Origin of the sequence: Streptomyces sp. NPDC060366, from assembly GCF_042725135.1 — a bacterium.
GTDB lineage: Bacteria > Actinomycetota > Actinomycetes > Streptomycetales > Streptomycetaceae > Streptomyces.
Genome location: NZ_JBHXDC010000002.1, coordinates 614,501 through 629,389 on the forward strand (window position 1 = coordinate 614,501; position 14,889 = coordinate 629,389).

Below are 14,889 nucleotides of genomic sequence, written 5' to 3' on the forward strand. Positions count from 1 at the left end.
CGCTCAGCGCAGATGCGACGTGTCGTTCAGCAGACGCAACGACGCGTTGCCGTCCGCGTAGTAGGCGACCGCCGACAGCGACGCCGCCGACAGCTCCATCCGGAACAGGGACTCCGGCGGCGCGCCGAGCGCCAGTCTGACCAGGGTCTTCACCGGTGTCACGTGGGTGACGACCAGCACCGTGCGGCCCGCGTGCCGCGCCAGCAAGGCGTCACGGGTGGCGGCGACCCGCGTGGCGACCGCGCTGAAGCTCTCGCCGCCGCCCGTCGGCGCCACGCCGGGCGAGGCCAGCCAGGCGCTCAGGTCGTCCGCGTACCGCTCCCTGACCTCGGTAAACGTCATCCCTTCCCAGGCACCGAAGTCCGTCTCGCGCAGCCCGTCCTCGACGTCGACGTCCAGCCCGAGCCGGGTGGCGACGGCGGCAGCCGTCTCGCGGCAGCGCAGCAACGGGGAGGAGACGACGGCCTGGATCGTGCCGCGCGCGGCCAGGGCGGCCGCGACGGCGTCGGCCTGCCGGCGGCCGACGGCCGACAGCTCCGGGTCGCCGCCGCCGCTGCCCGAGAAGCGCTTCTCGGGGGTGAGGGCGGTCTCGCCGTGCCGCAGCAGGACGAAGGTGGCGGGTGTGCCGAGGTCGGCGGCGCCCCAGCCGGCGGACGGCGCGGCCTGTTCGGGGACGACGGCGGACAGCTCGTACGAGGCGGCCAGCGCCGCGCGCGCCTTTGCCGCGCCGGCCGCCGCGTCACCGGGCGGCCCCTGGGCGGCGGGAGCGGCGGCCGGGCGCGTGGCCTTGCGTCCCGCCTTCGCGTCCAGCTCCGCCGTGGAGCCCGAGGGCTCCCACTTCTTGCCCTTCTTGCCCGCGTCCATCGCCTCGTTGGCGAGCCGGTCGGCGTGCTTGTTCTTCTCGCGCGGGATCCACTCGTAGCGGACCTGCCCCGTGGGAAGGATCCGTCCGGCCTCGGCGGCCAGCGGCTTCATGTCCGGGTGCTTGATCTTCCAGCGGCCCGACATCTGCTCCACGACGAGCTTGGAGTCCATCCGGACGTGGACGTCGGCGCCCGGGTCGAGCCCCTTCGCGGCCTTCAGCCCGGCGATCAGGCCCTTGTACTCGGCGACGTTGTTCGTGGCGACGCCGATGTACTCGGCGGCCTCGGCGAGCGTCTCACCGGTCACCGCGTCGATGACGACGGCGCCGTAACCCGCCGGGCCCGGGTTGCCCCGCGACCCGCCGTCCGCCTCGACGACGAATTTCGGCATCTACAGACCCGATTCGGCGGTGCGGACGAGGATGCGGCGGCAGTTCTCGCACCGCAGGACGGTGCTGGGGCTCGCCGCCTTCACCTCGTTGACCTCGGTGATGTTGAGCTCCAGCCGGCAGCCCTCGCAGCGGCGCTGGTAGAGGCGGGCCGCGCCCACGCCGCCCTGCTGCACGCGCAGCTTCTCGTACAGCTTGAGCAGGTCGGCGGGGATCGTCGCCGAGACGGTCTCGCGCTCCTTGGCCGCCGTCGACTCCTCGCCGCCGAGCTTCTCGGCGGCGGCGTCGCGGCGCGCGACGGCGTCGTCCGTCCTGGCCTGGACGGAGGAGACGCGTTCGGTCAGCTCCGCGGCACGCTCCTGCGCGGCCTCACGGCGCTCCATGACTTCGAGGACGACGTCCTCCAGGTCACCCTGGCGCTTGGCGAGCGAGACGATCTCGCGCTGGAGGCTTTCGAGGTCCTTGGGTGAGGTGACGGCGCCCGAGTCGAGGCGCTGCTGGTCGCGTACGGCGCGCTGGCGCACCTGGTCGACGTCCTGCTCCGCCTTGGTCTGCTCGCGAGCGGTGTCGCTCTCCTCGGTCTGCGAGGCGACCAGCAGGTCGCGCAGCTGGGTGAGGTCCTTGGTCAGCGACTCGATCTCGGCGTGCTCGGGCAGCGAGTCGCGCCGGTGGGCGATCTGCTGGAGTCGCAGATCGAGGGCCTGGACGTCGAGGAGTCGGATCTGGTCGGCGGGTTCGGCGTTCAGTTGGGGGCTCCTGAGGAATGGTGGGAGGACCAGGGGTCGGTGACCGTCTTCGAGACGTGGACCCGCAGGTCCCAGCCGTGGCGGTCGGAGATCTCGTCGAGCTGGGTGGCGGCGAGTTCGCACCAGGGCCACTCGGTGGCCCAGTGCGCCGCGTCGACCAGCGCCAGCGGTGAGTGCTGCGTGGCCTCCGAGACCGGGTGGTGGCGCAGGTCGGCAGTCAGAAAGACGTCCACACCCGCCGCCCGTACGTGGTCGAAGAGGCTGTCGCCGGATCCGCCGCTCACGGCGACGGTACGGACGACGGAGTCGGGGTCGCCGGCCACGCGGATGCCCTGCGCGGTGGCGGGCAGCCGGTGCGCGGCGCGCGCGGCGAAGTCGCGGAGGGTCGCCGGGCGGTCGAGTTCGCAGACCCGGCCGAGGCCCCGGCGGCCCGCCGGGTCGGTCGGGTCGGGTACGAGGGGCCGTACGACGCGCAGGTCGAGCGCGCCGGCGAGGGCGTCGGAGACTCCCGGATCGGCGCTGTCGGCGTTGGTGTGCGCGACGTGCAGCGCGATGTCGTGCTTGATGAGCGTGTGCACGACGCGGCCCTTGAAGGTGCCGGCGGAGACCGTCGTCGTCCCGCGCAGATAGAGCGGGTGGTGGGTGAGGATCAGATCGGCGCCGAGCCGCAGGGCCTCGTCCACGACGTCCTGGACGGGGTCGACGGCGATCAGGACGCGGGTCACCGCGGCGTCGGGGTCGCCGCAGACGGTGCCGACGGCGTCCCACTGTTCGGCCCGCTCGGGCGGCCAGAGGGCGTCGAACTGGGCGAGGACTTCGGACAGGCGGGGCACGGGGCAAAGGCTACCTGCCACCCCTGGTCCTCTGACCATGGGCGGGCGGCTCCCGGTCGCCGGGCACCTCGCTCGCCGGGCGGCTTCAAGCCCGTCCGGCGATCGAGGACGAACGGGCCCACCGGACCGCGCCCGGTGGACCCGCCCGCGTCACTTCGCCAGGTATCCGCGCAGATCGTCCAGGACCAGCTCCGCCGCGGTGACGCCGAGCCCCAGGTACCAGGTCTCGTCCGGCACGTCCTCGGCCTGTCCCGACTCGACGGCCTTGAGGTTCTTCCAGAGCGGGTTCGAGCGCGCGGTGTCCCGCTTGGTGGCCTTGGGGTCGCCGTACACCCCGGTGAAGATCCAGTCGGCGTCCGCCTCGTCGATCTTCTCGGGGCTGACCTCGACCGCGAGATCGTTGATCTGCTGGTTCGCGGGGCGCGGCAGACCGGCGTCGTCGAGGATCGTGCCGATGAACGACGCCTTGGCGTACAGGCGGATCTTGCCCGGCATGTACCGCACCATCGAGACGGTCGGCTTGTCGGCGCCGATGTCCGCGGACAGGGCCTTCACCTTCGTGTCGTACGCGCCGAGTGCCTTCTCGGCCGCCGCGCTCCGGTCGAGCGCCGCCGCGTTGAGCCGGAAGTTCTCCTTCCAGGTGAAGCCGGGGCGGATGGCGAACACGGTGGGGGCGATCTTCGACAGCTCGTCGTACTTGTCGGCGGCGCGGAGCTGGCTGCCGAGGATGAGGTCGGGCTGGAGGGCCGCGATCGCCTCCAGGTTGAGGCCGTTGATGGTGCCCACGTTCCCGGGGCTGCCCGCGCCCTTCTTCAGGTACTCGGGTATGCCCTCGTCGCCCTCGGTGGGCGCGTAGCCGACCGGTTCGACACCGAGCGAGACGACGTTGTCGAACTCGCCGACGTCGAGCACGATGACGCGCTCCGGCCGAGCCTTCAGGGTGGTCTCGCCCATGGCGTGGGTGACGGTACGGGGGAACTCGCCCGGCTCGGCGTCGGTGCCGTAGCCCGCCGTCTTCGCCGCCGCCTCCGCGAAGTCCTCGCCGCCCTGCGCGACGGCCTTCTTGTCCGCTCCGGCGCCGGGGGGCGACTTCTCGTCCGATCCTCCGTCGCTTCCGCAGGCCGCGAGGGAGAGGGCGGCGGCGAGGGCCACCAGTGCGGCCGTGCCGCGACGTCTAACGGACATCAGTGCTCCAAGAGTCTTACTTAGGGATGCCTTACTTTAGGCACGCCCGACCCGGTCAGCACAACCGCCCCCTCCCCCTCAGCCGAACCCTGGACCAGCCACCCTTACGTGTGAAGCGGGTGGGCCGGTGTTGTTCGGCAGCGAGTGCGAACCTACCGTCGTCGCCGGAGGTGACGGAGCGATGACAGTCTGTGTCATTGAGAGCGTGGAGAGCGTCGCGTCGGACGGGGCCGTCCGGCGCGCTGGACTCGCGATCGCGGCGGACGGTTCGTACGCGGCGCGACTGACCCTCGGTACGGACGGCGGCGCCGACTCCCCTTCCCCGGAAGCCGAGGAACGGGGAGGGGCGGGGGCGGGTGAGGAAGGAGACGGCGCCGGGACGGCGTGGTTCCCCGAGCGGTGGACGCTCGACGGGCCGGAGCCGTACGCCGTACCGCTCCCCCTCGACCAGCCCGAGGAGCCCGACGCCGATGTGCTGCCGCTGGCCGACGGGCGGGTGTTGATCCACCGGCGGGTGGCGGACCGGCAGGCGTTCTCGCTGCTCTATCCGACCGGGCCGGGAACGGGCGAGCTGCCGCTCGGCGCGGTCGAGTGCCCGGAGCTGACACTGCTGCCGCCGTCGCCCGACGGCACGAGCGCCTACGCGCTGGCGCCCGGCGAACACGGCACGACCGTCTGGCTGGTGGCGGGCGGCGCCTTCGGTCCTGAACCGGTCGCGACCGTGCGCGGACGCTGCACCGGCGGCGTCTGGCTCGACCGTACGGGGCGGCTGCTCGCCCTCGACCGTGAACTGGACGGTGTGGTCAAGGCGGTCGCCGTCGATCTGGAACGCCGCGGCGAGGTCAGCCCGTTGCTCCAGATCACGGAGGGCAGCAACGACCGGCTGCTGCTGGCCGACGCCGACAGCGGTCTGCTGATGATCCGTTCGGACGCGCCGGGCCAGGACCTCCTCGGCTGGGGGGTGTTGGGCAGCGCGCGGCCGGTGCGCTTCCCGGAGTGTCTGCGGCCGGCCGACCGCGTCGTCACGCCGTTCGCCGCCCAGCCGGGGCAGGTGCTGATGCCGGAGAGCTGCGCGGTCGCGCTGCGGATCGACGGACCGGCCGGTACGTGGGTGGGGACCTGGCGGCCGTCGGGCCGGCGGCTCCACCAACAGTCACCCCCGGAGGGCTGGTTGGCCGGGGCGGGGCTGTGGTCGCGGGACGGGGTGCTCCAACTGCCGTACGCCACGGGCACGATGCCGTGCGGCGTGGCCCGGCTGGAGGTGCCGCGCGACGTCCCGCGTGACGTACCGATGGACACCTGGCACGGCACGCCGCCGGACGTACGGCCCGAATCGGCCACAGAACCCGCACAAGCGGAAGCCGCAGGTGGGAATGGCTCCGCGCCGGGGCCAACTCGCCTCACGTGCAAGCCGGTTCCGTTGCAACAGGCACCCCTCACCGGGCGTACGGCCGCCGGATAGGGCTGGTTAGTATTTTGCCGCGGGTCCGGTCGGTCGGTACGGGGACGGCCGGCCCCCGTGTGCCAGCAGGACAGCAGCGATGCAGCGATTTAACGGGGTGACTTCCCACATGTCTGAAAGCCGAACAGACACGGCCCAGGACCGTCCGCACCAGGCGGCCGGCGACCGGGACGAAACCGGCCACGGAAAACACCGGGGCGGGGCCGCCGCGACCGACGACTCGCAGTCGTCGGCCCACGGACGCCACCGCCGTCCCGGGGAGAACATCGAGACGGCCTGAGTTCCGTCCTCGACCGCCGGGCGGACTCGGACGGCCTCCGGATCCGCCCGGGTCCGTCCGGCGTCGGGGGCGAACACCGCGTCAGGGAAGACCACCGGGCGAACACCGCGTGAGGGCAGGACATTTGTCCCGCCCGAGTCCGTACATGCGCACCTTCCGGGTACCGCCCGCTCTCCGTAGCGTCATCGGCATGACACAGCCAACGGCAACGGCAACACCAGACACCCACCGCGGAACCGTGCCCGCCGTCCGCGTCGAAGGAGTCGTCAAGTCCTTCGGCGCCGTACGCGCGGTGGACGGCGTCGATCTGGACATCGCACGCGGCGAGACCATAGCCCTCCTCGGACGCAACGGCGCGGGCAAGTCCACCACCATCAGCCTGCTGCTCGGCCTCGACGAGCCCGACTCCGGCCGCGTCCGGCTGTTCGGCGACACCCCCGAGCGCGCGGTGACCTCGGGGCGGGTCGGCGCGATGCTCCAGGAGGGCGGGCCGGTCCGCCGTACGACGGTGCGCGAACTCGTGTCGTTCGTCGCGAGCACCTATCCGCGCCCGCTGCCCCTCGCCGAGGCCCTGGACCTCGCCGGGCTCACCGAACTCGCCGGGCGCCGCGTCGACAAGCTCTCCGGCGGCCAGTGGCAGCGCGTCCGCTTCGCGATCGCCCTCGCCGGCCGCCCCGAGCTGGTCGTCCTCGACGAGCCGACGGCGGCGCTGGACGTGGAGGCCAGGCGCGCGTTCTGGACGTCCATGCGGGCCTACGCCCGCCGGGGCAACACCGTCCTGTTCTCCACGCACTACATGGAGGAGGCCGACGACAACGCCGACCGGATCGTCGTCATCGACCACGGCCGGATCGTCGCCGACGGCAGCGGCGAACGCATCAAGCGCGCGGTCGGCGGCCATCTCGTCGCCTTCGACCTCGCGGGGCGCGGCACGGAAGGGCTCGGCACACTGCCGGGTGTCGTCTCGGTGGAGGTACGGGGCGACCGGGCCCGGCTGCGTACGGACGACTCCGACGCGACCGTCGTGGCGCTGGTCGGCCTCGGCCGGGTCAAGGGCCTGGAGGTCGCCCACGCCACGCTGGAGGACGCCTTCCTCGCGCTCACCGGTGCCGGGAAGACGAAGGAGACGGTGTGATGTTCGACTACGTCAGGCTCGAAGTGCGCCGCACGCTGCGCGACCCGGGATTCGTGATCTTCGGCGCCGGGATGCCCGTGCTGATGTATCTGCTGTTCACCAACCTCGGCCCCGCCGACGACGGCGCCGACGGCTGGAAGACGACCGCGATGGTCGGCATGGCCGCCTACGGCGCGCTCGGCGCCGCGGTCGGCGTCGGCACGGGCATCGCCGAGGACCGTTCGCTCGGCTGGCTGCGCCAGTTGCGCATCACCCCCATGCGGCCCCGTCAGGTCGTACTCGGCCGTGCGGTCACCAGCTCGGTGACCGTCCTGCCCGCGATCCTGGCGGTCCTCACGGCGGGCGCCGTGTCCAACGGCGTACGGCTCGACGCGTGGCAGTGGGCCGTGCTGGTCCTGCTGCTGTGGGTGGGCACGCTGCCGTTCACGCTGTTCGGGATCGGCAACGGCTACCGGCTCTCCGCGCAGACCGCCGGAGTGGTCAACGTGGGCGCCCTGATGGGTCTGGCCGTGCTCGGCGGGCTCTGGTTCCCGATCGAGGCGTTCCCGGGCTGGCTGCGGACCGTCGCCGAGTACACGCCCGCCCACGGCTTCGCCGAACTCGGCTGGGCCACGACCGCCGGCCACGCCCCGGGGATCGCGTCGGTCGCGGTACTCCTCGGCTGGCTGGCCGTGTTCGGTTCGTACGCTGTGATGTCCTACCGCAAGTCCGCGAGGACGGTATGAGCGACGGAGCGACGAAGACCCGGCGCGAGCGGGTGGGGACACCACGGCGGGAGTCGAGGACCCGGCGCAGGCTGCGGCCGGGGCCGAGCTCGGGATTCGCCATGCTGCCGTGGCTGTTGCTGGGCCTCGGTTCCTTCTCCAACCTCGCCCAGGGCGAGACCCCCAACCCCTGGTTCGGCGCGATTGGGCTGCTGGTCTTCAACTCCCTCTACATCAACGTGGTGTTCCGCGCCTTCCACCCGTCGGCACGGCACAGCCGGGGCACCTGGTTCGCGCTGGCCGGGATGGCCCTGACGACGTTCGGCCTCGGCGGTGCCTACGGCGGCAGCTGGCTGCTGTTCTTCCCGCTGTTCGGGCTCGCCTGCGGCACCGTGCTGCGCGGCCGGTATCTCGCCCTGGTCGGCGCGCCGCTGGCGGTCGTCGTCGCGGTCGTCGCGGCCGTCCACGACGGCTGGGGCGCGGTCACCATCGCGTACGGCACGGTCATCTCGATGCTGGTCACCGCGGCGATCCTGGCCCTGTCCGAGACGGTGGTGGAGCTGCGCTCGACCCGGCAGGAGCTGGCGCGTGCGGCGGTCGAGGAGGAGCGGCTGCGCTTCTCGCGCGATCTGCACGACCTGCTCGGCCACACCCTGTCCGTGATCGTGGTGAAGTCCGAGGCGGCGCGCAGGCTCGCGCCGCGCGACATGGACGCGGCGCTGGAGCAGATCACCGACATCGAGTCCGTCGGCCGGCAGGCGCTGACCGAGATCCGCGAGGCCGTCACCGGCTACCGCGACGCCAGCCTGACGACCGAGCTGGACCGGGCGCGCTCCGCGCTGACGGCCGCCGGGATCGAACCGGTCGTACGGCAGTCGGGGCCGCCGCCGGGACCGCGTACGGAGGCGCTGCTCGGCTGGGTCGTACGGGAGGCCGTTACCAACGCCGTACGGCACAGCGGGGCGACCCGGTGCGAGATCACGGTGGACGGCGCGCCGGAGCGGGTCCGGCTGGTGATCGCGGACGACGGTCGCGGCGTACGCTCTGGACCGGCCGACGACGTGGACGCCGGTACGGCATCGGGAACGGGTTACAGAGGTACGGGCCTGACGGGTCTCACCGAGCGCCTCGCCGTGGCGGGCGGTTCGCTCGAAGCGGGGCCGGCCGGTTCGGCGGGACGCGGTTTCCGGGTGACCGCCGTACTCCCGGTCGATCCCACGGCGGACGCGCGGCCCAAGGCGACGGCTTCACCGACGGAATCGGAGCGACCGGCATGATCAGAGTCCTTCTCGCCGAGGACCAGGGCATGATGCGCGGCGCCCTCGCGCTGCTCCTCGGTATGGAGAGGGACATGGAGGTGGTCGCCCAGGTGTCCACCGGTGACACCATCGTCTCCACCGCCCTCACCGCACGTCCCGACGTGGCGCTGCTCGACATCGAACTCCCCGGCCGCAGCGGTCTCGACGCCGCCGCCGACCTGCGCGACGAGGTCCCCGACTGCCGGGTGCTGATCCTCACCACGTTCGGCAGGCCCGGCTATCTGCGCCGGGCCATGGAGGCGGGGGCCGCGGGTTTCCTGGTCAAGGACGGGCCGGTGGAGGAGCTGGCCGAGGCGATCCGGCGGGTGCTCGCCGGGGAGACCGTGGTCGATCCGGTGCTGGCCGCCGCCGCGCTGAGCGCGGGTCCGAGCCCGCTGACCGCCCGCGAGCGCGACGCGCTGAACGCCTCCGTGGACGGGGCGACGGTCGCCGACATCGCGGCGAAGCTGCGGCTGTCCGAGTCGACCGTGCGGAACTATCTCTCGTCGGCGATCGGCAAGACCCACACCCGTAACCGCATGGAGGCCATGCGGGCCGCCCGGCAGCAGGGCTGGCTCTGAGGATCGGCTCGCGCGCCGCCCCTACGCGTGCGCCCTCACGTGTCGGCCGTCACCTGTCGACCGTTAGGTGTCCGACCGGCGCGGCAGCCAGAAGAACATCAGCACCGCCGCCGCGAGCAGCAGCCCCGACCCGGTCCTGAACGCCAGCGCGTACCCCTCGGTGAGCGCCACCGGGCCCGTCCCGTGGGACGTACGCGCCGCCGCGACCGTCGAGAGGACCGCGAGGCCGATGGCCCCGCCCATGGTCCGCGAGGTGTTCACGAGCCCGGAGACCAGACCCGCTTCGCCGGGTGCCGCGCTCGCCGTCGCGAGGGCGGCGAGCGGTGTCATGGCCAGTCCGGCGCCGGCCATCATCAGGATGCCGGGGCCCAGGATCGTCTTCAGGAAGGTGCCGTCGGCGGTCATCATCGACTGCCAGCCGAATCCCGCGGACCCCACGAGGGCGCCGACGACCGCGACATGGCGGGCGCCGATGCGCCGCATCAGCAGGGGCGCCAGCTTGGAGCCGAGGACCACGCTCAGCGAACTCGGTATGAGCGCGAGACCCGCTTCGAGGGGCGTGTAGCCGAGGACGTTCTGGGCGTAGACCGTCATGAAGAACCACATGCCGAACGACGCCGAACCGGTGAACACCATCCCCGCGTTGGCCGCCGAGACCGCCCGTACGCGGAAGAGTCTCAGTGGCATCAGCGGCTGTTCCGTGCGCGCCTCCACCACCAGGAAGGCCGCGAGCAGCAGCAGTCCGCCGGACAGCGGCACGAGCGTCGCCGCGGCCGTCCAGCCCGCCTGCTCGGTCTGCACGATGCCGTACGCGACGACGGCGAGCCCGCCCGTGACCAGGACGGCGCCCGGCAGGTCCAGCCGGCGGCGCGCCTCCTTCGCCCGGCTCTCCGTCAGCCACAGCGCTGCGGCGACCAGGACCAGCGCCCCGGCGGGCACGTTGATCAGCAGCACCCAGCGCCAGGACAGCACATCGGTCAGTACGCCGCCGACGAGCCCGCCCGCCGCGCCACCGCCCGCGCCGACCGCCGCCCAGGTCGCTATGGCCCGCGTCCGCGCCGGTCCGGCGGGGACGGCGGCGGTCAGGATGGTGAGCGTCGCGGGGGCCAGTACGGCGGCGCCGAGGCCCTGCACCCCACGGGCGGCGAGCAGTTGCCAGCCCTCCTGCGCGAGACCGCCGGCCAGGGACGCGGCGGTGAAGACACCGAGGCCGGTGAGGAACATCCGTTTGCGGCCGAAGATGTCGGCGGCCCGGCCGCCGAGGAGCATGAAACCGGCGAACGCGATCGAGTAGGCGTTGAGGACCCACTGGAGACCGATGGTGCTGAGACCGAGGTCGGTGCGCATCGACGGCAGGGCGACGTTGACCACCGAGACGTCGAGGACGACGAGGAACTGCCCGGCGCACGCGGCGACGATGACGGCCCAGGTGCGGGGCGACCGCGCGACGGCGTTCTCGGAGCCGGGCTCGGATTCGGGCTCGCGGCCGTTTTCGGTTTCGGAGACTGCCGGGACTTGGGCCATGGCCGTAATAGTCGCAGCCCCACCCCTGCCCCGTACATCGGGATATCGACGTACGGGACACCGGGCCCGCGGCCTAAGTCCTGTCGCCCACCGGGAACGGACTCGGGGCGGATCCCGATCCCCGATCCGGCCGCGTACCCGCGGAATACCGGGGCCGCCGGAAGCGTTGAGTCTCCATCTACCCGACCGCCCCGCCCACCCTTCCCCTGCCCGGAGGCTTCACCTATGCCGCAAGCGACGCCCGACCAGTACGCGGGATCCGGCCCCGTCCCCGGGGCCGTTCCGCGTAAGCGGGGGACCGGCGGCGTCGTCCCGGTACTCGCGTTCGCCGGCATCACCGTCGCTGTCATGCAGACCCTGCTCGTCCCGATCATCAAGGACCTGCCGGCGCTGCTCCGCACCTCGCCCGACAACGCGACATGGGTCATCACGGCGACGCTGCTCGCCGGTGCGGTGTCCACCCCGATCATGGGGCGGCTGGGCGATCTGTACGGCAAGCGCCGGATGCTGCTCGCGAGCCTCGCGGTCATGGTCGTCGGCTCGCTGGTCTGCGCGTTCACCGACGACCTGACGGTGATGATCGCCGGCCGCGCCCTCCAGGGCTTCGCGATGGGCGCGATCCCCCTGGGCATCGGCATCATGCGCGACGAGCTGCCCCGCGAGAAGCTCGGCTCGGCGATGGCCCTGATGAGCTCGTCGATCGGGGTCGGCGGCGGACTCGCCCTGCCCGGCGCCGCGTTGGTCGCGCAGCACGCCGACTGGCACACCCTGTTCTTCGGCGCCGCCGGGCTCGGCGTGCTGTCGATGGTGCTGACGGTCCTGATGGTGCCGGAGAGTTCGGTACGGGCGGGCGGCCGGTTCGACTGGTTCGGCGCGCTCGGACTCTCCGCGGGTCTCGTCGCCCTGCTGCTGCCGATCACCAAGGGCAGCACCTGGGGCTGGACGTCGTCCACGACGCTCGGTCTGTTCGCGGTGGCCGTCGTGATCCTCGGGCTGTGGGGCTTCATGGAGCTGCGTCTGAGGGCCCCGCTCGTCGACCTCCGTACGAGCGCGCGCCGCGAGGTGCTGCTCACCAACCTCGTCTCGGTGATGGTCGGCGTCGCGTTCTACGCGGTGTCGCTGATCCTCCCGCAACTGCTTCAGCTCCCCACCTCGACCGGTTACGGCCTCGGCCAGTCCATGGTCGTCGCGGGTCTGTGCGTCGCCCCGCTCGGTCTGACGATGATGTTCGTGGCCCCGGTCTACGCCCGGATATCCGCGCGGCGCGGCCCCAAGGTCTCGCTGATGATCGGCATGGCGGTCATCGCGGTCGGTTACGGCGCCGGGCTGGTCATGATGAGCGCCGCCTGGCAGACCGTCGTCATCTCGGTGGTCCTCGGCGCGGGTATCGGGCTGGCGTACTCCTCGCTGCCCGCCCTGATCGTCGGGGCCGTCGACCCGAAGGAGACCGGCGCCGCCAACGGGCTGAACACCCTGGCCCGTTCGATCGGTACGTCGGTGTCCAGCGCCGTCATCGGCATGGTGCTGGCCCGTACGGCGATCGGTACGGGGCCCACTGCGGTGCCCAGCCTGCACGGCTTCCGCATCTCGTTCATGATCGCCACGGCCGCCGTGCTCGGCGGTCTGGCGCTGGCGGCGTTCCTGCCGTCCCACAAGGCCTCGCCCCGGACCGAGCTGCTGGCAAGCAGCGAGGACGACGCCGAGGCGGTGCGGCGGTCCGCCGTCGTCGCCGGTGGTCTCTCCGGCGGCGACACCGGCGTCCGGGGCTTCCGCGGCCGGGTGCTGGACGCCGACGGCGCGCCCGTCTCACGGGCCAACGTCACGCTCATCGACCCCCGCGGCCGTCAGGCCGGTCTCACCACGGCGGACGACGAGGGCCGGTACGCGCTCGCGGCGCCGACCGCCGGTGAGTACGTCCTGGCGGGTTCGGCCACGGGCTACGCACCGCACGCCCACCCGGCGACCTATCTCGGCGGGGCGCTGTCGGTGGACGTCGACCTGGTGCTGGCGCCCAGGGCGGCGGTCCGGTCTTAGGGAGCGTCTTGCCGATCCTGCCCGATCGACAGGACACCCCCTGGGGCGTGTCCGCGCGCGGGGCGGCGTACGGCACCATGGGCGACCGCACCGCACACCCCACGCAGGAGGAACACATGACCGCCGGGACCGCCCCGTACGAACCGACCCCGGTCGCCGGCCCCACCCCCTCCCCCGACGTCCTCGCCGCCTTCGAGCGCGCCAAGGGCTTCATGCCGACCGGTGAGGGCCTCGCCCTGTACGCCGCCGCCACCGAAGCCGCCGCCCTGGGGCTGCCGTTGCTCGAAGTCGGCACGTACTGCGGCCGTTCCACGATCCTGCTCGCCGACGCCGCCCGCGCCGCCGGTGTCACGGCGCTGACCGTCGACCACCACCGCGGCAGCGAGGAGCAGCAGCCGGGCTGGGAGTACCACGACCCGTCCGTCGTCGACCCCGAGGTCGGCCGGATGGACACGCTGCCGTCCTTCCGCCGCACTCTCCACGCGGCCGGTCTGGAGGACCATGTCGTGGCGGTCGTCGGGCGCTCCCCGCAGGTGGCGGCCGTCTGGGGCGGGCCGCTCGGCCTGGTGTTCATCGACGGCGGCCACACCGACGAGCACGCGAACGGTGACTACGAGGGCTGGGCGCCGCATCTCGCCGAGGGCGGGCTGCTGGTCGTGCACGACGTGTTCCCCGACCCGGCGGACGGCGGCCAGGCACCGTACCGGGTGTGGCGGCGCGCGCTGGCGTCCGGCGCGTTCGCCGAGGTCTCGGCGCACGAGTCCCTGCGTGTCCTGCGACGTACCGGGGCGGGAACCTGACGCTCCGTCCTTCACGGACTAGCATCGCCGGGTGTCGTACGACGAAAGCCACCTCCCCGCCCGCCGCCGCCCCCTCTCGCGGCTCACGCTCACCCTCGCCGCCGCGGCCCTGGTGCCGGGTGCCTTCGCCGGCTGGCTGATCTGGCAGGCCACCGGCGGGTCCGACGACGGGGGCCCGGCCGGGCTCCCCGCGCAGGGCGCGAGCGCGGTCGCCTCGGCCGAACCGTCGCAGCGGCCGGGTTCGTCCGGACCGGAGCCGAGGCCGTCCGCCTCGAAGTCGCCGTCGAAGCCGGCGTCCGGCGACGACGCCGCTCCGGGTGAGGCGGGGCCCGCTCCCGGTGACGGGCCGCTCGCGGGCCGGACCGTCGTCATCGACCCCGGGCACAACCCCGGCAACTTCAAACACACGACCGAGATCAACAAACTCGTGGACATCGGAACCAATCGCAAGGAATGCGACACCACGGGCACCTCGGGCAACTCCGGTTACACGGAAGCGGAATTCACCGCCGATGTTTCACAGCGCCTCCGCACTCTCCTCCGTAAAGAGGGAGCGACGGTGAAACTGACACACGAGAACGACCGGGCGTGGGGACCGTGCGTGGACGAGCGCGCGGAAATCGGCAACAAGGCCGGTGCCGACGCGGTCATCTCCATCCACGCGGACGGCTCGGCCACGGGCAACCGCGGCTTCCATGTCATCCTTCCCGCACTGGTGAAGTCGGGCGGGGCCGACACCTCGAAGATCGTGGCCCCCTCGCGCGATCTCGGCGAACGCATCGCGGGCAATTTCGTACGCACGACCGGAAGCGCTCCGTCCAATTATCTCGGCGGGGGTACGGGACTTGATGTGCGTGACGACCTCGGCGGGCTGAATCTCTCCACCGTGCCCAAGGTCTTCATCGAGTGCGGCAACATGCGTGACACGAAGGACATCGCCCTGCTGACGAGCGCCGACTGGCGGCAGAAGGCGGCACAGGGAATGGCGGACGGGATCAGTAGTTTCCTGAACCGATAGCCACACCCGTTACCCCCGGCCGATAGCCGAACGCGGG

General features: G+C 72.4%; 14 protein-coding genes. 9 read left to right on the forward strand and 5 right to left on the reverse strand.

The features are described from left to right. Nucleotides 1-3 precede the first annotated feature (3 nt). The 4 genes from ACFWHU_RS07420 to ACFWHU_RS07435 form a co-directional block, all read right to left on the reverse strand. A complete protein-coding gene (locus tag ACFWHU_RS07420; protein ID WP_387224272.1) occupies nt 4-1,254 on the reverse strand; it encodes a bifunctional RNase H/acid phosphatase in 1,251 nt (416 codons plus the stop codon). Next, complete coding sequence (locus tag ACFWHU_RS07425; RefSeq protein ID WP_385793103.1) at nt 1,255-1,998, reverse strand: zinc ribbon domain-containing protein; 744 nt, start codon at nt 1,996-1,998, stop codon at nt 1,255-1,257. It lies immediately after the preceding gene. Beyond that, nucleotides 1,995-2,831: a Nif3-like dinuclear metal center hexameric protein gene (locus ACFWHU_RS07430; protein WP_387224273.1), complete on the reverse strand. Its 837-nt coding sequence runs from the start codon at nt 2,829-2,831 to the stop codon at nt 1,995-1,997. Before ACFWHU_RS07430 ends, ACFWHU_RS07425 begins: the two co-directional genes overlap by 4 nt. 150 nt (nt 2,832-2,981) lie before the next feature. Then, a complete protein-coding gene (locus ACFWHU_RS07435; protein ID WP_387224274.1) occupies nt 2,982-4,016 on the reverse strand; it encodes an ABC transporter substrate-binding protein in 1,035 nt (344 codons plus the stop codon). Between the two features lie 181 nt (nt 4,017-4,197). Between ACFWHU_RS07435 and ACFWHU_RS07440 the strand changes: the two genes are divergently transcribed. The 6 genes from ACFWHU_RS07440 to ACFWHU_RS07465 all read left to right on the forward strand — a co-directional run bounded on the left by ACFWHU_RS07440 (nt 4,198) and on the right by ACFWHU_RS07465 (nt 9,476). Beyond that, a complete protein-coding gene (locus tag ACFWHU_RS07440) occupies nt 4,198-5,478 on the forward strand; it encodes a hypothetical protein (RefSeq protein ID WP_387224275.1) in 1,281 nt (426 codons plus the stop codon). A gap of 109 nt (nt 5,479-5,587) precedes the next feature. Further along, on the forward strand, nt 5,588-5,758 hold the full coding sequence (locus ACFWHU_RS07445; RefSeq protein ID WP_387224276.1) for a hypothetical protein: 171 nt from the start codon (nt 5,588-5,590) through the stop codon (nt 5,756-5,758). Nucleotides 5,759-5,948: 190 nt separating this feature from the next. After that, a complete protein-coding gene (locus tag ACFWHU_RS07450) occupies nt 5,949-6,893 on the forward strand; it encodes an ABC transporter ATP-binding protein (RefSeq protein ID WP_387224277.1) in 945 nt (314 codons plus the stop codon). Next, the gene (locus tag ACFWHU_RS07455; RefSeq protein ID WP_385792917.1) at nt 6,893-7,618 is read left to right on the forward strand and encodes an ABC transporter permease; all 726 of its coding nucleotides are present in this window, start codon (nt 6,893-6,895) and stop codon (nt 7,616-7,618) included. The genes ACFWHU_RS07450 and ACFWHU_RS07455 overlap by 1 nt, the downstream gene beginning before the upstream one ends. After that, entirely contained in the window at nt 7,615-8,874 is a 1,260-nt protein-coding gene (locus tag ACFWHU_RS07460; RefSeq protein ID WP_387224279.1) for a sensor histidine kinase, read from the forward strand. The genes ACFWHU_RS07455 and ACFWHU_RS07460 overlap by 4 nt, the downstream gene beginning before the upstream one ends. Then, nucleotides 8,871-9,476: a response regulator gene (locus ACFWHU_RS07465; protein ID WP_385792914.1), complete on the forward strand. Its 606-nt coding sequence runs from the start codon at nt 8,871-8,873 to the stop codon at nt 9,474-9,476. The genes ACFWHU_RS07460 and ACFWHU_RS07465 overlap by 4 nt, the downstream gene beginning before the upstream one ends. Before the next feature lie 63 nt (nt 9,477-9,539). Here the strand turns inward: ACFWHU_RS07465 and ACFWHU_RS07470 are convergent, their stop codons facing one another. Further along, nucleotides 9,540-11,000, reverse strand: coding sequence for an MFS transporter (locus tag ACFWHU_RS07470; RefSeq protein ID WP_387224281.1), 1,461 nt, complete (start codon nt 10,998-11,000; stop codon nt 9,540-9,542). A 225-nt stretch (nt 11,001-11,225) separates the two neighbouring features. Between ACFWHU_RS07470 and ACFWHU_RS07475 the strand changes: the two genes are divergently transcribed. The 3 genes from ACFWHU_RS07475 (at nt 11,226) to ACFWHU_RS07485 (ending at nt 14,852) form a co-directional block, all read left to right on the forward strand. Beyond that, nucleotides 11,226-13,034, forward strand: coding sequence for an MFS transporter (locus tag ACFWHU_RS07475; protein ID WP_387224282.1), 1,809 nt, complete (start codon nt 11,226-11,228; stop codon nt 13,032-13,034). A gap of 116 nt (nt 13,035-13,150) precedes the next feature. Then, nucleotides 13,151-13,834, forward strand: coding sequence for a class I SAM-dependent methyltransferase (locus ACFWHU_RS07480; protein WP_385793101.1), 684 nt, complete (start codon nt 13,151-13,153; stop codon nt 13,832-13,834). 31 nt (nt 13,835-13,865) lie between these two features. Beyond that, nucleotides 13,866-14,852 carry an N-acetylmuramoyl-L-alanine amidase gene (locus ACFWHU_RS07485; RefSeq protein WP_387224284.1) on the forward strand — a complete coding sequence of 329 codons (987 nt, stop codon included), beginning with the start codon at nt 13,866-13,868 and terminating at the stop codon, nt 14,850-14,852. Nucleotides 14,853-14,889 lie beyond the last annotated feature (37 nt).